Here is an 18,183-nt window from a genome sequence, read left to right as displayed (position 1 = left end):
CCATGCCGGACACGAGCGGCGCTTGAATTGCAGCATACGCGTCGCTCGCCGTGGTTCACGACATCAGCGGCGCGGCCGCATCGAGCATGATCTTGACGAAGTAGTCGGCGAAACTGCGGCGCACGACGATGTCGAAGCTGTTCGCGCCGGTAGGCAGCAGCGTCATCGACGCCTTGAAGTAATGGCTCTGCGCGCATTGGCCGTCGCCGAACAGGTTCGGATGCAGGTCGAGCGGGCAGCCGCGCGAGAGCACTTCGCGCGTGCATCGACCGCTGATTTCCAGCACCGTATAACCGCTGCCGATATCCACCGCCGACGCGAACAAACCCGCGAACGCAGCACCGAGTTTCGCCTGCAAGGGCGCCGTGCCGGTGGCGTCGTGCGCCGTCGCCGAGCGCACCAGCCATTCGTCCGGGCCGAGCCACAACATGTCGTAACCGTTGCCGCGCGCGACCGTGTTGGCCTTCGCGGGCGGCCGGCAGCCGAGCACGCCTTCCACCGCGCTCACGAACGCCGCATCGCGCAGATCGCCGCGCACGTTCACGAGTTCGAGAAACGGCCGCTCGCCGAGATGAAAAACCGCCGACGCGCTCGCCTGATGTTTTTTAAGCGCGGCAGCCACGCCGACCAGCGGCGACTCCTGCCACACGCCGGTTTGCTTGCCCACGGCACGGTCCACCACCGGGCTCGGGTTGCCTGTTTCATTCCACATGTTGACGTGCTCCTTCGCTGTCGTAGAACACCGAGCTGGTGATTCTGGCTGCCATCAGCTTGCCGCCCGAAAGCGGAATCGTGACCGTTTCGCCGATCTTCTCGAGACCGCCCTTCACGACCGCCATCGCGATCGAGCGCTTGAGAATCGGGCTGTAATAGCTCGACGTGACGTGGCCGAGCATCGGCGCGGTTTCGCCCTGGAACGGCCCCGCGACGATCTGCGAGCCCTCGGGAATCACGAACGACGGGTCGTCCGACAGCAAGCCGACCAGTTGCTTGCGCCCGGCCTTCGCGGTGTCGGAGCGTGTGAGCGAACGCTTGCCGAGAAAGTCCTTGGACTTCGCGACGAGCCCGCCCATGCCGAGGTCGTAAGGCGTCATCGAGCCGTCCGTATCCTGGCCGACGATGATGTAACCCTTCTCCGCGCGCAGCACGTGCATGGTTTCCGTGCCGTACGGCGTCATGTCGAATTCCGCACCGGCGGCCATCAATGCTTCCCATACCGCACGCCCGACATTCGCTGGCACGTTCACTTCATACGCGAGCTCGCCGGAGAAACTGATGCGCATCACCCGTGAAGCGGCGCCCGCTACCGTGCCTTCGCGATAGCTCATGAACGGGAACGCCGCGTTCGCAAAGTCGATGTCCTGGCAAACCTTCTGCAAGACCTTGCGGCTATTCGGGCCGACCACGGCAAAGGTCGCCCAATGGTCTGTGACCGATGCGAGCCGCACGCGCATGTCGGGCCATTCGGTTTGCAGCCAGCGTTCGAGCCACGTCAGCACGCGTGCCGCACCGCCGGTGGTGGTGGTCATCATGTAGTGCTGGTCGGCGAGACGCACGGTCACGCCGTCGTCGAAAATCATGCCGTTTTCGTCGAGCATCAGGCCATAACGGCACTTGCCGACTTCGAGCTTGCTCCACGGATTCGTGTAGACCCAGTTCAGCAGTTGCGCCGAATCGGGCCCCTGTATATCGATCTTGCCGAGCGTCGAGGCATCGAGAATGCCGACGCTGGTCCGCACCGCGAGCGATTCGCGCGCCACCGCCGCGTGCAGATCTTCACCGGCTTTCGGGTAATACCAGGGGCGTTTCCAGTTGCCGACATCTTCGAATGCAGCGCCGTTTTCCACGTGCCATTCATGCACCGCCGTCTTGCGCACGGGGTCGAGAAACTCGCCCAGTTCGCGGCCCGCGAACGTGCCGAAACTGACCGGCGTGTAGTTCGGCCGGAACGTCGTCGTACCGGTCTCGGGAATCGTCTTGCCGAGCGCCTGCGCGAGAATCGCCATGCCGTTGATGTTGCCGAGCTTGCCCTGATCGGTGCCGAAGCCCATTGCCGTGTAACGCTTCACATGCTCGACCGATTCGAAGCCTTCGCGCGCGGCGAGAAAAATATCCGCGGCCGACACATCGTTCTGATAATCGACGAACTGCTTCGGCCCGCGCGCCGCCAGTTCGCGTCCGCCGACCAGCCACAAAGGCAGCAGCTTCGTTTCGACGATCTCGGCAATCTGCACGGGATTGGGCCGCGCCACGATATGTCCGGTCGCGCGCGCCGACTCGACGCCCGCATCCACTGCAAAGCGGATGCCCCGGCCCAGATTGAAGTCGCCCGCGCACGCGCCGACGCTCGTTTCCGGCTGCATCGCCTTGCCCGGAACGAAGCAGGCCTTCTCGTCGTGCCAGTGCGCCTTGCCGCCCGACTGCGCGAACAGATGCAATACCGGACTCCAGCCGCCGGACATGGCGAGCAGGTCGCAATTCAACGACGTATGTTTAGGGCCCACCTGGCCGCTTGCATAAGCCGCCACGTCCACCGAGGCCACTCGCAACTTGCCTTGCGCGGTGGTCACCACCATCCCGCTCAGTACCTTGATGCCATGCCGCCGTGCCAATGCCGGCAAGGTCCCGTTCGAATCGCCCGTGCGCGGATCCACCACCGTCACCTGAGCGCCAGCGGCTTTCAGATCGAGCGCGCACTGATAGCCGTCGTCGTTATTGGTGAACACGACGGCGTGGCGACCCGGCAGCACCGCATAGCGATGCAGATACGTCGACACGGCCGACGCCAGCATCACGCCCGGCAGATCGTTGTTGCCGAATACGATGGGCCTTTCGTGCGCGCCGGTGGCGAGAACCACCCGCTTCGCGCGAATCTTCCACATCAGTTCGCGCGTGCCCTTGCGCTGCGAGACCGGCAGATGGTCGGTCAGACGTTGCGTGACCGTGACGAGGTTGTGGTCCTGATAGCCGAATGCCGTGCTGCGGCACAGGATTTTCACTTCGGGCATCTGGCGCAGTTCGTCTTCGATTTTCTGCACCCATTGCAATGCCGGCTTGCCGTCGATCTCCGTGCGGCAGGACAGCAGCGATCCGCCGAGTTCGGGTTGATCGTCCACCAGCGTCACCCGCGCGCCGGACAAGGCCGCCGCGTGCGCGGCCGCGAGCCCGGTCGGGCCGCCGCCCACCACCAGCACGTCGCAATGCGCGAAGCACTTGTCGTAGCGGTCCGCATCGGTCTGCTCCGGCGCACGGCCGAGACCGGCGGCATCGCGAATGACTTCTTCATACTTGGGCCAGAATTTGCGCGGCCACATGAAGGTCTTGTAGTAAAAGCCCGCCGGAATGAAACGCGCGATCTTCTGGTTGACCGCCATACGGTCTTTCTCGATGCTCGGCTTCGCGTTCACGCTGGTCGCGACGAGCCCCTGATACAACTCGATTTCGGTCGCGCGCGCATTCGGTACCGTGTACGCGCCGGTTTCCAGTTGCACGACGGCATTCGGTTCTTCCACCCCTGCCGTGACGATGCCGCGCGGCCGATGGTATTTCCAGCTACGCGCGACGAAATGCACGCCATTGGCGAGCAGCGCGGAGGCCAGCGTGTCGCCCTGAAAGCCCTGATACTGGCGTCCGTTGAACGTGAAGTTCAGCACGATCGCGCGGTTGATGCGCCCGCCGCCCGGGAGTCGGTCCTGCTGGCTCATGATGCTCGACCTCCGCTCTCCTGACCCGCGTCGTCCAGCGCGAGCAACGGACGCTCGAACGTCTCGTAGCCCTGAATCTCATAGCTCACCGTATCGCGCTGCGCCTTGAACCAGCGGCGACACCCTTGCGTGTGCAACCATTGCTCGCGATGCACGCCGCGCGGATTCTTGCGCATGAACAGGTAGTCGCCCCATTCCTTGTCGGTGAGTTTGTCGGTTTCGAGCGGACGGGCGATATCCGCCTCGCCGCCGCAGGAAAATTCGGTTTCGGCGCGTGGCCCGCACCATGGGCATTCAATCAGCAGCATGGTCTTCCTCTTGCAAATGCGTGTGCGTTAGCAGGCGTTAATGAGCAACGGCGGCGGCGCCGTGTTCGTCGATCAGGTGACCGGTATAGAAACGCTCCAGCGAGAACGGCGCGTTCAGCGGATGCGGTTCGTCCTTCGCAATGGTGTGCGCATACGCCCAGCCCGAACCGGGGGTCGCCTTGAAGCCGCCCGTGCCCCAACCGCAGTTGAAGTACAGCCCCTTCACATCGGTCTTGCTGATAATCGGGCAGGCATCCGGCGTCACGTCGACAATGCCGCCCCACTGGCGATTCATCCGCACGCGCGAGAACACCGGGAACATTTCGACGATCGCTTCCAGCGTGCCTTCGATAATCTGGAAACTGCCGCGCTGGCCGAAGCCCGTGTACTGGTCCACGCCTGCGCCGATCACCAGATCGCCCTTGTCGGACTGGCTGATGTACGCGTGCACCGCGTTCGACATCACCACGGTATTCACCACCGGCTTGATCGGCTCCGACACCAGCGCCTGCAACGGATGGCTTTCCAGCGGCAGACGCACACCGGCCATATCGGCGAGCGTGGAGGTATTGCCCGCGGCAACCAAGGCCACTTTCTTCGCCTTGATGAAACCCTTCGTCGTATCGACCCCGGTCACCTGGCTGCCGTCGCGGCGAATGCCCGTGACCTGGCAGTTCTGCACGATGTCCACGCCGGCCTGATCCGCGCCGCGCGCGAAGCCCCAAGCCACCGCATCGTGCCGCGCCACGCCGCCGCGCCGCTGGATCGACGCACCGAGCACCGGATAGCGGCTATTCAGGTTGATGGTCGGCTCGATTTCCTTGATCTGTTCGGGCGTGAGGAATTCGGCGTCCACGCCGTTCAGGCGGTTCGCATTCACCCGGCGTTCCGTGTCGCGCACGTCCTGCAGCGTATGGGCGAGGTTCATCACGCCGCGCTGGCTGAACATGACGTTGTAGTTGAGGTCTTGCGACAGGCCCTCCCACAGCTTCATCGCTTTCTCGTAGAGCGCGGCGGACTCGTCCCACAAGTAGTTCGAACGCACGATGGTCGTATTGCGCGCCGTATTGCCGCCGCCGATCCAGCCCTTCTCCAGCACGGCGATATTGCGCACGCCATGTTCTTTCGCAAGGTAATACGCGGTGGCGAGACCGTGCCCGCCGCCGCCGACGATCACGACGTCGTACTCGCGTTTCGGCTCGGGGCTCTTCCACTGTCGTTCCCAGTTCTCGTGATACGACATCCCGTTGCGCAACAGGCTGAATATCGAATAGCGGCTCATCGTGGTTCCCTGGTTTCCATGTTGCGGCGTTTTACTCTCAGCATTCGATGACGTTCACGGCGAGTCCGCCGCGCGACGTCTCCTTGTATTTGGTCTTCATGTCCGCACCGGTCTCGCGCATGGTCTTGATGACGTTGTCGAGCGACACGTAGTGCTGGCCATCGCCCTTCATCGCCATGCGCGCGGCGTTCAGTGCCTTGATCGCGCCCATTGCATTGCGCTCGATGCAGGGAATCTGCACGAGGCCGCCGACCGGATCGCAGGTCATGCCGAGGTTGTGTTCCATGCCGATTTCCGCGGCGTTTTCCACCTGCACGGGCGTGCCGCCCATCACCGCCGCGAGTGCCGCCGCGGCCATCGAGCAGGCGACGCCCACTTCGCCCTGGCAGCCCACCTCGGCGCCGGAAATCGACGCCGTTTCTTTATAGATGATGCCGATGGCCGCGGCCGTCAGCAGGAAGGTGACGATGCCTTCGTCATTCGACGCGTGCATGAACTTCACGTAGTAATGCAGGACAGCCGGAATTACGCCGGCGGCGCCGTTGGTCGGCGCGGTGACGACGCGGCTGCCGGCCGCGTTCTCTTCGTTCACCGCCATCGCATACAGGTTGATCCAGTCGAGCATGGAGAGCGGATCGCGCAACGACTCTTCGGAGCGCGCCCGCAGTTGCGTGCAGAGGTCGGCGGCGCGGCGCTTCACCTGCATCGGCCCCGGCAACTCGCCGCGCACCTTGCAGCCGCGTTCGACACACGCCGACATCGCGCGCCAGATAGCCAGCAGGCCGTCGCGCACGTCCTGTTCGGAGCGCGCCGCGCATTCGTTTTTCAGCGTGATCTGGGCGATCGACAAGCCGGTTTCGCGGCACACCCGCATCAGGTCGTCGCCGGTACGAAACGGATACGGCACCTCGGCGCTCGCGCGCAAACCGTTCACGCGGTCGCCGTCGCGATTCACGACGAAGCCGCCGCCGATCGAGTAATACTCTTTTTCGACCAGCAGTTGAGCGTTTTCATCGAAGGCCTGAAAGCGCATGCCGTTGGGATGCACAACGCCCGTGCCGGGCATGCGTTTGCGGAAAAAGCCCAGATGCTCGCGCTCGTCGTACTTCACCGGATGCTTGCCGAGCAGCACGAGTTGTCTGGTTTCGCGAATCGCCCGCAGGCGCGGTTCGATCAGGTCGGGGTCGATCCGGTCGGGCAGATTGCCTTCGAGCCCGAGCAGCACCGCCTTGTCCGTGCCGTGCCCCTTGCCGGTCGCGCCCAGCGAGCCGAACAGGTCGACCTTTACACGACGCACGAAGCCGAGCAGATTCGCGTCTTCCACATGCGAGGCGAAGCGGCAGGCAGCGATCATCGGCCCGACCGTATGCGAGCTGGAAGGACCGATACCGACCTTGAACAGATCGAACACGCTGACGTTCATCGCTTGCCTTGTGCGTTGACTGAAACTAGCCGCTATTGCACCGCACGTCGAATTGCACCGATAGAATAAAAACGGCATGACAGTGGGATAGTGGCGTCAAGCCGCGCCGCCGCCAAGCGCCGCGGCGCATTTGCGATGAGTTCTGACGCATTTGCGACAGGCCCGCTCACCGACGGTTTATCTGGCGCGGCACAATGCGGAAACGGGCCGGCAGCGTCGTCGTGGCAGGTGTTGCAGCGAACGTCTTTGCTATCCTCTCCTAGACCCTTTTTCAAGCTGCCCGCATGCATGAATCCCGCTGATCCGCTTCCCCTTCAATCCGTCGACGGCACGTCGAAGCAGCGCATCCGCTTCGGCATCATCCTGCTGCCGAATTTCACGCTGACCGCGTTCTCGGGTTTCGTCGACCTGTTGCGTCTGTCCGCGGACGAAGGCGATTTCAGCAAGCCGGTGCGTTGTTCGTGGAGCGTGATCGGGGAAACCCTGGCGCCGGTGCGCGCGAGTTGCGGCATCCAGATCACGCCGTGGGAAACCTTCGAGCACGCCGAGCCTTTCGATTACGTCGTCGTGGTAGGCGGTCTGCTGCATTCGGGGCCCGCCACGAACGACGCCACGCTCGCTTTCATCCGCCGCGCAGCCGCTGCCGACGCCACGCTGGTCGGCATGTGCACCGGCGTGTTCTCGCTGATGCGCGCAGGTGTGCTGGACGGGTATCGCATCTGCGTGAGCTGGTTTCATTACTGGGATTTCATCGAGCGTTTTCCGGCCGTCAACGAGGAAGCGCTGGTTGCGGACCGTCTGTTCGTGATCGACCGGCGGCGCATTACATGTTCCGGCGGGCGCGCGTCGATCGACGTGGCGGCCGCCATCCTGTTGCGTCACTTCGAAACCGCTACCGTGCAGAAGGCGCTGCGTATTCTGCTGGTGGACGACATGCAGAAAGGCAACGCACCGCAGCCGCATCCGCCAGGGCTCGCACCGGCCACGCACCCCAAGGTGAAGCGCGCGATTCTGCTGATGGAGCAGCACGTGGGCCGTTCGTTATCGCTCGACGAACTGGCGCGCAAGCTCGACCTCTCGCCGCGGCAACTCGAGCGGCTTTTCAAGGCGGAAACCGGCAAGGCGCCGCAAGCCTACGCGAAGCAGGTGCGACTGCGCACCGCCGCGTGGCTGCTGACGAGTTCGGACAAGACCGTCGCGGATATTGCGTCCAGCTGCGGCTTTTCCGACGCGTCGCATCTGGGCCGCGAGTTTCGCAAACAGTTCGGTTTACCGCCAGTGATGTATCGCGAGCAACGCGGCACGGCGGCCGAAGTGGACGATGGCGCCGGCTACGACGAAACGTTTCCAGGCCGGGCGCAAGCGATCTGAAGCGCGATCTACACGGATGACCGCCGCTCCACACTAGGCGCATGCCCGAATTGCGCACGGTAAGCCTTGCTGAAATGACAGGGCGAATGAAACCCGCACACCGTCGTGACACGCGAGATCGATGCATCGGAATTGCGCAACAGTTCGCGCGCGCGGCGCAAACGCAGGGTCAGGTAGTAATGCGTGGGCGACACGCTCAGGAACATCTTGAACATGCGCTGCAAATGCCGTTGCGACAGATGAACGAGCCGCGCGAGTTCATCGAGCGATAGCGGTTCTTCGATGTTGGCTTCCATCAGCCGCACGACTTCGATCAACTCGGCCCGCGAAAAGCCGACGCGGGCGTCGACGGGAATGTGCTGATAATCGGTCGAGCCGCGAATGCGCTCGAGAATGAACTGCTCCGACACTTGCGCCGCGACTGCATGGCCCAAGCGTAAAGCCACCAGATTCAACAGCAGATCGAGCGGTGCAGTGCCGCCCGTGCAGGTCATGCGATCGCGGTCGATAACGAACAGTTCGTCTGCGAAACGCACGTGCGGGTAGCGTTTATGCAGCGGCGACATATCTTCCCAATGCACCGTGCAGCGATACCCGTCCAGCAGATTCGCAGCCAGCAGCGCATACGGTCCCGTGCAGATACCGCCGAGCGGAATGCCTTTCTCCGCCACCGCGCGCAGCAGTGCGATGACCTCGTCGTTCACATGGTCGGCGACGTTCCAGCCGGCGCAAACGATCAGCACGTCCGGCATGCCCGCTTTGTCGAGCGTAGTGGTCGGTGTGACCGTGATGCCATTGCTGGCACGCGCGGGTTCGCCGTCCGGCGTGAGCACGGACCAGCGGTAGTGCTCCGCGCGCCCCACGTAGTTGGCCATGCGCAGCACTTCGATCGCGCTGGTGAAAGCGATCATCGAAAAGTTCGGCAGCGTGAGGAAGCCGAAATGCGCGAGTTTCGACAACGGCGCCTCGGCTTCGGTCCCGCTATGAGACTCCACAGCCACGATCTCGTCGCGCTTCATGGGCGTAGTGGCCGCTTAGCCGTGCTGTGCCGCAGGCTCGCGGCGGACCTTCATCACGCTGCGCAAACCCGACAGCAGCGGCGCGCGCGCCATGCCCGGGGCACGTCCGAAGCTCTCCGTGATGCGGTCCAGAATGATCGCCAGCATCACCACGGAAAGACCGCTTTCGAAGCCGAGCCCAATGTCCAGACGTTGAATACTCGCCAGCACGTCGTTACCCAAGCCACCGGCGCCGACCATCGACGCGATGATCACCATCGAGAGCGCCATCATGATGGTCTGGTTCACGCCGGTCATGATGGACGGCAACGCGTTCGGAAACTGCACTTTGTAGAGCAATTGCCATGGCGTACAACCGAAGGCCTGCCCCGCTTCGACGATTTCGCGGTTCACGTGCTTGATGCCCAGCGACGTGAGACGCACTGCCGGCGGCATTGCGAAGATCACGGTCGAGAGAATGCCGGGCACGCGGCCGAGGCCGAACAGCATCGCGGCGGGAATCAGGTAGACGAAGGCCGGCATGGTCTGCATCAGATCGAGCACCGGACGCACCACCATCTCCACATAGCGGCTCTTCGCGGCCCAGATGCCGAGCGGCACGCCGAGCAGCAGACTGATCACCGTCGACGACAGCGTCAGACCGAGCGTAATGACCATCTGATCCCAGAACCCGGTGCCGTAGATCAGCAGCAACGCGAGCAGGGTGAACAGCGCGAAGCGCCAGCCGACCCGCCACAAACCGATGCCCACGAAAATGGCCATGAGTGCCCACATCGGCACCGATTGCAGGCCGTGTTCGACGGCCGCGGCAAAGCTCTCGATCACCTTGCCGATGGAGTCGAAGGTCTTGCCGTCGTGGTCGAGCAGGTAATGAACGCCATGATCGACCCAGGCGCCGAGCGGGATGACATCAGACATGGGAACCTCGATGACGGGTGAGTACGTTCAGAACATTCGTCTTGTTGACCGAGCCGCAATAGGCGCCGTCCGCGTCGACCACCGGCAGCGGCGCGCGGCTCGCCACCACGCGCTCCACCACGTCGTCGAGCGGCGTCGTGCGGCGGATGCATTCGATCTGGTTGAGTTGCGGGGATGCGCTGCCCATTGCATCGCGGCACACGAAGCCGCGAATCTTGCGCTCGCTGTCGAGCACGAACGCGTAGTCGGCACTGCCGTTGAGCGTGGCGGCCACGCTCGAGGCGTCGATCTGCGGCGAGTGCTGCATGAGCGGCACGGCGTCGGTCTGCATCAGGTCGCCGGCGGTCAGGTAGCGGCTGGTGTCGATGCCGTCGAAGAAGGCGCGCACGTAATCGTCGGCGGGGTTCGTAATGATCTGCTGCGGCGTTCCGATCTGCACCACGCGGCCGCCTTCCATGATGGCGATGCGCGTGCCGATGCGCATGGCTTCTTCCAGATCGTGGGACACGAACAGGATCGTGCGCTGCTGTTCGCGCTGCAAATCGAGCAGCACGTTCTGCATTTCCTTGCGCTTCAACGGGTCGAGTGCGGAGAACGCTTCGTCCATGATCATCAGCGACGGGTTGACCGCGAGTGCGCGCGCGAGTCCCACGCGCTGCTGCATGCCGCCCGACAGTTGCGCGGGCAACTTGCCGGCGAAGGTCGCGAGGCCGACCTGTTCGAGCACGGTCATCGCGCGCTTCTCGCGCTCCTTGCGGCCCACGCCCGCCACCTCCAGACCGAACGCGGCATTCGAGAGCACGGTGCGTTGCGGCATCAGCGCGAAGGACTGGAACACCATGCTCATGTCCTTGCGGCGCAGCGCGGTCAACTCCGAGCGCGGCACGCTCGCGACATCGCGGCCGTCGATCAGCACCTTGCCCGCGGTCGGTTCGACGAGGCGGTTGATCAGACGGATCAGCGTCGACTTGCCGGAGCCCGACAGGCCCATCAACACGAAGATCTCGCCTTCTTTCACTTCGAACGACACGTTATGCACGCCGACGATCTGTCCGGTCTTCGCGAACACTTCTTCTTTCGTCGCGCCGCCCGCAAGCAGGCTGACTGCCTGTTTCGGATTGGTGCCGAACACCTTGCACAGCCCTTCGACCACGACCTTGGGGGAATTCATGGAATGCTCTCTCCGGTCTCATGCAACAAGTTGCCCGCGAGGCGGACGTGCGTCCGCGCAGTGCCTACATAGTTGCCAGCCAAAAGTGCGCGTTGCCGACTATTTGCGACAGGCACGTGTGGAAATACGACAACCGCGCGCAGACGACGGCGCCGGCACGGGCTGGAAAGCCCTAGGGGTATGGGTTTGCAAGAGCTTGGCGGGATTGTCCGGCGTGTCGCGCCAGAGCAAGTGGGGTTGGCGCGGTGCGCGAAACACCGGCCGGATGAGTCGGTCTGGTTGGCCACACGAACCAGAACGGTTCGCGTGGCCGGAACTTCGCTTACTGGCTCGCACCCGATGCGGCCGCGGCCTTCTTCTGAGCCTTCTGCAGGTTGCTCGGATAGTTCGGGTCGTCTGCGCCCGGCTGATAGCCTGCGTCTTCGAGCTTCTTCAACTCGGCGTTTTTCTTCGCGCGCGCCTGCTTGCGGGCCGCTTTACGTTCCGCGCGATGCTGTGCCTTCGCAGCCTTCGCGCTGCTTGCCGTGGTGGCAGGCGCAGCCGTGGCCGTCGCATCGCTCGCCGCTTGCGCGTTGGCAAGCGGAATGCTGCCGGCCACCATGGCGCTCACGGCCAGGCCGAGCATGAGTTGTTTGACGGTTGCTTTCTTCATCACAGATTTTCCCCTTGGAAAGTTGGCTAAGCCGAGTGTGTATTCGCGTTCCGTGTATCGGTGCGAGTCGCGCGCGATAGTCGGCACGCGCCCGCCGGACAGAGATTACAGGCAAATTGCAGATTAAGCACAAAGGGGGGCGGGATCGCGTGTCTTCTCTGCCTGAGCGGGTCAACCCGGCGTGCCGCCCGTCTGCTCACCGGCTGCCGCCGTGCGCGCCGCGTCGTCTTCCTGCAATTTGCGCCAGAGAATCTTGCCGCTGCCCGATTTCGGCAGCGACGTGACGAACTCGACGATCCGTGGCGCCTTGTACGACGCCATCTGCCCATGCGCCCACGTGACAATGTCCTGCTCGCTCGGCGTTCCCGCCTGTGCGCCGGCGGGCACCACCAGCGCCTTGACCGTCTCGCCGCGCTTGCCGTCCTTCACGCCGATTACGCAGACTTCGTGGATGGCCGGATGCCGGTACATCAACGCCTCGACCTCGGCGGGCCAGACCTTGTAGCCCGACGCATTGATCATCCGTTTGAGACGATCGGTCATGAAGAAATAGCCGTCTTCGTCGATATGGCCGAGGTCGCCCGTGCGCAGAAAACGCTTGCCGTCGAGTTCGACGAACGCCTGCGCGGTGGCTTGCGGATTGCGCCAGTAGCCCTGCATGACCTGCGGCGCGTTGACGACGATCTCGCCGGTTTCGCCTTGCGGCAGTTCGAGCAGCGTAAGCGGATCGATCACGCGCGAGTCGACGTCGAATACGGGAATGCCCAGACATTGCGGTTTCGGACGCTGCGGCGGATTGATGTGCGTGCCTGCGGCCGTTTCGGACATACCGTAGCCTTCGACGTAATCGAGTCCGGTCAGCGTCTTCAGCTTCTTCGCCACCGCGTCCGGCATGGCCGCACCGCCGCCGCGCGTCGCCGTGAGACTCGACAGGTCGTAGTCGCCCAATTGCGGATTCGACAGGAAGTCGACCATCATCGTCGAGATGGATTGCCAGGTGCTGACGCGATACTTCTCGATGCAGCGCGCGGCCGCGTCGCGGTCCCAACGCGCCAGCAGCACGATGGTTGCGCCCGAGAACATCGCGCTGTTCATGCCGCCCTGCATGCCGGTGACATGAAAGAACGGGAGCACCGATAGCGCCACGCTGTCCGCCTGCGACCCGAACCACACGCAGCCGCCGAGCAACGTGCTCATGACGCTGCGATGCGTATGCATGCACCCTTTCGGCTTGCCGGTGGTGCCGGACGTGTACGGCATCACGCAGAGATCGTCGGGACCGGCGGTAAGCGGGCCTGGCGCCAGACGCCGCTCGAGCACCTCGTGCCAAGCCGTTACGCCCGGCCTCCCAAACGACTGGCGCGGCGCCTTGACGAACTCGGGAACGGGAATGCTCGACGGCTGCTGCAGATAATCGCTATACGTCGCCACGATTGCGTGCCGCAAGCCCGGCCTCTGGCCGTCACCCATCAACGGTTCGACATGGTTGAACAGACATTGCGGCGCGACGATCGTGGTGGCGCCGGTGTCTTCCACGTAATGCGCCAGTTCGGCGCCCATGTTCATCGGATTCACCGGCACCACCACTGCGTTCGCACGCAGGATGCCGTAGTAGGCGACGATCCATTGCGGGCTGTTCTGCATGTACAGCAGCACGCGGTCGCCAGCCTTGACGTGACACTCCTGCTGCAGATAACCCGCGACACGCTCCGCCTGGTCCTTGAATGCGGCGAACGACAGCGGCGTGTCGTAGAAGACGACGAAGGGTTTGTCGGGAAAACGCGCGGCCGAGACTTCGGCGTTGTAGAAGAGGCTGGTTTCGGGCAGCGTCAGATGCATGGGCGCGTGCGGCGGCCAATGCGGGTGATGGCGTTGATTCATCGGCGTCTCCGATTGTTATCGTCCTGCTGTGCGGCCCATCATACGTGCGGCTCTCCTGCCTGTAAATAAAAGCACGTTCATTCTTTTTATGAAGGCGAGGTTTTTCCCACGTCGACAGGTTCGCTGGAGTATTGTTTAACCGCGCCGGGAGCGTCGCACCCACACTCTTCCTCAAGACAGAGTGCTCCCCGCGAGCGCAGACGTGCTCGCAAGCGCGGTGTTTTTTGCAGGCGACGAAACGACAACAACTTTTCGAAGGAATGGAGATAACGTGAAAACACTCAATCTGTTGAAGGTGCTCGGTCTCGCGGTGTGCGTGGCGACCGCGTCCGGTGCTTATGCACAGGCCAGCGACACGACGGACTCCGGCGCGATGACGGCGCCGAGCGCCAAGACGGTCAAGAAGACGGATCGCAAGCTGGGCCTCGACGTGCGCAAGGCCTTGTCGAAAGCGCAGGGCTTCGATGTGTCGAACGTCTTCGTTCGCGCGCGTGGCGGCGCGGTGACGTTGACGGGTTCGGTGCCGCAAGGCGACCAGATCCAGCAGGCCGCCGACGTGGCGAACCAGGTTCCCGGCGTGAAGTCGGTGAATAACAAACTGACCATCGGCACGCAAGGCGGCAGCGGCGGTTGATCGGCTGACGCAAGCGCATGACGAAGTACTGAACCGACGGGCCGCTGTTGCATCGCACAGCGGCCCGTTTTATTGAGCGCTTCAAAAAGAAACACTCGCCGCTTCGCATGAATTCTTCCGTTAGCAAAACGTCAGCCAAAGTTATTAATTCGAATGCAGCAGGAGGCATTTAGTAATGCACACGCCCCGAAATCTTAATGAACGAATGGTCCAATGCGCGCAGTTTCTTGCAGCAAGGCCTTTCCCCGTATTTCCAACAACAAGCACAGCGATTCCCCACACGTCTGATGGAAACGCTGCACGGCGAAGTCGAATCTGGAGTCTGTCACATGTTCCGTAGAACCCTTTTACCCATTCCGTTTGCGGCGATGCTTGCGCTCGCAGCGTGTGGCAATAACGGCGTGAGTTCGCCCGCGGCCAGCACGACGGGCGCGTCGGCGCCCGCCGGCGCATCGACACCGGCGACAACGGTGTCGGCGCAGGACTCGGTTGCCACCCTCACGCCGATCAAACACGTCGTGGTGATCTTCGGCGAGAACGTCGCATTCGACCATTACTTCGGTACCTATCCGACCGCCGCCAATCCGGTCGGCGAGCCGGCGTTCACCGCGGCAAGCGGCACGCCGACGGTCAACAACCTCAGCAGCAACAACCTGATCACCGCCAACCCGAACGCGTTGACGACGTCGCCCAACACGGCGGGCCGCATGGTCGGTACCGTCGCCGTCGCCGGCCTCGGTCTGCCCGCGGCCGACCTGCTGCCCTTCCGTCTGGACCGCTCGCAAGCCAATACGAAGAGCCAGAACCACGCGTACGCTGCCGAGCAGCTCGCCTATAACAACGGCGCGATGGACTCGTTCCCGCTGTTCACCGCAGCGACGTCGACGATTGCCGGCAGCACGGGCGCCTTCGGCACGAAGGGCCAGGTGCTCGGCTACTTCGACGGCAATACCGTCACGGCCATGTGGAACTACGCGCAGAACTTCGCGCTGAACGACAACGCGTACACCGACACGTTCGGTCCGTCGACGCCGGGTGCGATCGAAGTGGTGTCCGGTCAGAACAACGGCGTGGTGGTCACGGGCGGCACCTCGGCCAACGCGATTCCGGACGGCGCCGGCGGCTTCACGATGGTGGGCGACCTGGACCCGACGGGTGACGTCTGCACGATCAAGGCAGGCAGCTCGCCGACCGCGGCCATGTCGTCGGCCAACAAGAACATCGGCGACCTGCTGAATGCCAAGGGTCTGACGTGGGGCGGCTTCATGGGCGGCTTCAACCTGCAGACCGTGAACGCCAACGGCACGACCGGTTGTGCGCGTTCGACCTACTCGTCCGTACTCGGCGCGAGCGAAGTCGACTATACGCAGCATCACAACTGGTTCCAGTACTACGCCAGCACCGCCAACCTCGCGCATACGCGTCCGTCGTCGACGGCTGTGATCGGCGCGACCGATCCGCTCGACAATACGGCGACGCCGGTTCACCACCAGTACGACACCGACGACTTCTTCGCCGCGGTGAAGGCGGGCAACTTCCCGTCGGTGAACTTCCTGAAGGCGCCGGCAGTCAGCGACGGCCACCCGGGCAATTCGGATCCGATCGACGAACAGGCTTTCGTCACCAAGGTGATCAACTTCCTGCAGCAACAACCCGACTGGAAGAACACCGCCGTGATCATCGCCTACGACGATTCGGACGGTTGGTACGACCACCGCTACAAGGCGCCGACCAGCTCTTCGTTCGACTCGACCACGGCGCAATCGGCCGGCGGCGCGACCGTAGCGGGCAGCGACAACCTGAGCGGCGCGGGTCAATGTACGGCAGCAGGCGCAGTGCAGCCGCAAGGCGTGAATGGTGGCGCGGTCAACGGCCGCTGCGGCCCGGGTACGCGCACGCCGTTCATCGTGGTGTCGCCGTGGGCGAAGGTCAACTTCGTCGACGACACGCCGATCACCCAAGCGTCGGTCGTGCAGTTCATCGAAGACAACTGGCTCGGTAAGCAGCGCCTCGGCGGCGGTTCGTTCGACGCGAGCGCGGGCAGCATCATGAACATGTTCGACTTCACGGGTGCCGGCAACAATCCGCCGTTGTATCTGGATCAGACGCTGGGCACCAAGCTGTCGGCAGCCCCTGCTATCTGATGAGCGGCATCGACCGTAAGCAATAGTCGTGCATCGAGCCAGTATGAAGGTACTGGCTCGATTTTGCTTTTCGATCGCGTCGGTGTTGCGATCCACTGGTACCCAGTTACTCCGTTACTTCGTCCATTCGTTACCCTTGCCATGAACACTCCTTCAGACGCCCTGTCAGCCCATCTACCCAACGGAGGCGAGCCGGGTCCGGTCATTACCCGTCGCTCGTGGTTACGCCTCGTGGCATGGAGCGCCGCGGGCGTCGTGCTGGCCGGCGTGGCCTGTTCGGCTTATGCGCTGGTGTACCCCGAGCGCATGCCGCCTGCTATCGGTGAGATCGTCGAGAACATCACGGGTGCGAACCCGGCGCCGGTGCATTTGATGCGTCCGCCAAGCGAACCGCTGAGCGCGGTCGCCCTGCTCGGCCGGCAGATTTTCTTCGACAAGTCGTTGTCCGCTTCCGGCACGCAGTCGTGCGCATCGTGCCATTCGCCGCAGCATTCGTATGGCCCGGACAATGCCTTCCCGGTGCAGATGGGCGGTGCGCATCTGGACCAGGCCGGCTACCGTCCGCCGCCGTCGCTCGCGTATCTGTACCGGCAGGCACCGTTTAGCATCGGTCCCGATCAGGGCGATACCGACGTCGCCGTGAGCCTGACGCAACAGGCCGCCGCCGCAACCGGCGTGCAGCGCGCGCAAAAGAACGCATCGGTGGCGCCCACTGCGCCGGCGATGGTGCCGCAAGGCGGCGTGTTCTGGGACGGCCGTGCCGACACGCTGCAGGATCAGGCGCTCGGACCGCTGACCAACCCCGTGGAAATGGCCAACGCTACGCCGGAAGACGTTGCGCACAAGCTGTTGCAAACGAAGTACGTCGACCAGTTCAAGCAGATGTTCGGGCCGTCCATCACGAACAACACCAGCCTGCTGGTGTCCGAAGCGATGTTCGCCGTGGCGCGTTATCAGATCGAGGACCAGTCGTTCCATGCGTTCAGCAGCAAGTACGACTACTGGCTCGAAGGCAAGACGCGGTTGACGCATGCCGAATTACACGGCCTGCAATTGTTCAACGACAAGGACAAGGCCAACTGTGCCGGCTGCCACTTGAGCGCGCCGAGTGCCGATGGCTTGCCGCCAGTGTTTACCGATACGCAATACGAAGCGCTCGGCGTGCCGCGCAACACGGCTATTCCGGTCAACAAGAATCCGAAGTTCTACGATATGGGCGTGTGCGGGCCGTTCCGCGGCGATCTGACGAATCTGACCCAGTACTGCGGCATGTTCCTGACGCCGACGCTGCGCAATTCGGCGGAACGCACGGTGTTCTTCCACAACGGCGTTTATCACGATCTCAAGCACGTGATGGACTTTTATAATCTGCGCAATACGTCGCCGGAAAAGATCTATCCGCGCGATGCGTCGGGCAAGGTGCAGAAGTACGACGATCTGCCCGTCAAGTATCAGGCCAACATCGACAATGCCGATGCGCCGCTCGACCGCAAGCTCGGCGACAAGCCGGCGATGAGCGATGAGGATATCAACGACATCATTGCCTTCATGAAGACGTTGAGCGACGGATATAAGGGTGCGGGGAGCTAACAGCCCCGCCGTCGCGCTGTGTGGCGGGTCGGGAGGTCGTGACGTTGTGCGGTATTCTTATCCGCTTCGCGACCTCTCTTCCTACC

At 63.2% G+C, this 18,183-nt stretch carries 14 protein-coding genes; 4 read left to right on the top strand and 10 right to left on the bottom strand.

The window, feature by feature from the left end; all coding sequences use genetic code 11:
* Window positions 1-55 precede the first annotated feature (55 nt).
* The 5 genes from FQ746_RS01930 to FQ746_RS01910 are packed head-to-tail and all read right to left on the bottom strand — an operon-like array spanning window position 56 to window position 6,717.
* Entirely contained in the window at window positions 56-712 is a 657-nt protein-coding gene (locus tag FQ746_RS01930; RefSeq protein ID WP_144107008.1) for a sarcosine oxidase subunit gamma, read from the bottom strand.
* Window positions 702-3,704, bottom strand: coding sequence for a sarcosine oxidase subunit alpha family protein (locus FQ746_RS01925; protein WP_144107006.1), 3,003 nt, complete (start codon window positions 3,702-3,704; stop codon window positions 702-704). Before FQ746_RS01925 ends, FQ746_RS01930 begins: the two co-directional genes overlap by 11 nt.
* The gene (locus FQ746_RS01920; protein WP_144107004.1) at window positions 3,701-4,012 is read right to left on the bottom strand and encodes a sarcosine oxidase subunit delta; all 312 of its coding nucleotides are present in this window, start codon (window positions 4,010-4,012) and stop codon (window positions 3,701-3,703) included. The genes FQ746_RS01925 and FQ746_RS01920 overlap by 4 nt, the downstream gene beginning before the upstream one ends.
* 37 nt (window positions 4,013-4,049) lie before the next feature.
* A complete protein-coding gene (locus tag FQ746_RS01915; protein WP_144107002.1) occupies window positions 4,050-5,294 on the bottom strand; it encodes a sarcosine oxidase subunit beta family protein in 1,245 nt (414 codons plus the stop codon).
* A 37-nt stretch (window positions 5,295-5,331) separates the two neighbouring features.
* Window positions 5,332-6,717: an L-serine ammonia-lyase gene (locus FQ746_RS01910; RefSeq protein ID WP_144107000.1), complete on the bottom strand. Its 1,386-nt coding sequence runs from the start codon at window positions 6,715-6,717 to the stop codon at window positions 5,332-5,334.
* A gap of 288 nt (window positions 6,718-7,005) precedes the next feature.
* Here FQ746_RS01910 and FQ746_RS01905 point away from each other — a divergent pair, with 288 nt between their 5' ends.
* Window positions 7,006-8,088 carry a GlxA family transcriptional regulator gene (locus tag FQ746_RS01905; RefSeq protein WP_144106998.1) on the top strand — a complete coding sequence of 361 codons (1,083 nt, stop codon included), beginning with the start codon at window positions 7,006-7,008 and terminating at the stop codon, window positions 8,086-8,088.
* Between the two features lie 8 nt (window positions 8,089-8,096).
* Here the strand turns inward: FQ746_RS01905 and FQ746_RS01900 are convergent, their stop codons facing one another.
* The 5 genes from FQ746_RS01900 to FQ746_RS01880 form a co-directional block, all read right to left on the bottom strand.
* Complete coding sequence (locus tag FQ746_RS01900; RefSeq protein ID WP_144106996.1) at window positions 8,097-9,107, bottom strand: GlxA family transcriptional regulator; 1,011 nt, start codon at window positions 9,105-9,107, stop codon at window positions 8,097-8,099.
* 15 nt (window positions 9,108-9,122) lie between these two features.
* Window positions 9,123-10,025, bottom strand: a complete 903-nt coding sequence (gene choW, locus FQ746_RS01895; RefSeq protein WP_144106994.1) for a choline ABC transporter permease subunit — start codon at window positions 10,023-10,025, stop codon at window positions 9,123-9,125.
* A complete protein-coding gene (locus FQ746_RS01890) occupies window positions 10,018-11,196 on the bottom strand; it encodes a glycine betaine/L-proline ABC transporter ATP-binding protein (RefSeq protein ID WP_144106992.1) in 1,179 nt (392 codons plus the stop codon). The genes choW and FQ746_RS01890 overlap by 8 nt, the downstream gene beginning before the upstream one ends.
* A gap of 322 nt (window positions 11,197-11,518) precedes the next feature.
* On the bottom strand, window positions 11,519-11,848 hold the full coding sequence (locus FQ746_RS01885; RefSeq protein WP_144106990.1) for a hypothetical protein: 330 nt from the start codon (window positions 11,846-11,848) through the stop codon (window positions 11,519-11,521).
* Window positions 11,849-12,019: 171 nt separating this feature from the next.
* Window positions 12,020-13,729, bottom strand: coding sequence for a long-chain fatty acid--CoA ligase (locus FQ746_RS01880; protein WP_144106988.1), 1,710 nt, complete (start codon window positions 13,727-13,729; stop codon window positions 12,020-12,022).
* A gap of 271 nt (window positions 13,730-14,000) precedes the next feature.
* Here FQ746_RS01880 and FQ746_RS01875 point away from each other — a divergent pair, with 271 nt between their 5' ends.
* The 3 genes from FQ746_RS01875 (at window position 14,001) to FQ746_RS01865 (ending at window position 18,097) form a co-directional block, all read left to right on the top strand.
* Window positions 14,001-14,363, top strand: a complete 363-nt coding sequence (locus FQ746_RS01875) for a BON domain-containing protein (protein WP_144106986.1) — start codon at window positions 14,001-14,003, stop codon at window positions 14,361-14,363.
* A 329-nt stretch (window positions 14,364-14,692) separates the two neighbouring features.
* Window positions 14,693-16,507, top strand: coding sequence for a phospholipase C (locus tag FQ746_RS01870; RefSeq protein ID WP_144106984.1), 1,815 nt, complete (start codon window positions 14,693-14,695; stop codon window positions 16,505-16,507).
* A 141-nt stretch (window positions 16,508-16,648) separates the two neighbouring features.
* Window positions 16,649-18,097: a cytochrome-c peroxidase gene (locus FQ746_RS01865; RefSeq protein WP_144106982.1), complete on the top strand. Its 1,449-nt coding sequence runs from the start codon at window positions 16,649-16,651 to the stop codon at window positions 18,095-18,097.
* Window positions 18,098-18,183: the final 86 nt, after the last annotated feature.

Source organism: Paraburkholderia sp. BCC1886, from assembly GCF_900996245.1.
Taxonomy (GTDB): domain Bacteria; phylum Pseudomonadota; class Gammaproteobacteria; order Burkholderiales; family Burkholderiaceae; genus Paraburkholderia.
The sequence above is the reverse complement of the archived record's forward strand: the minus strand, read 5'-3'. Positions and strand labels throughout refer to the sequence as shown.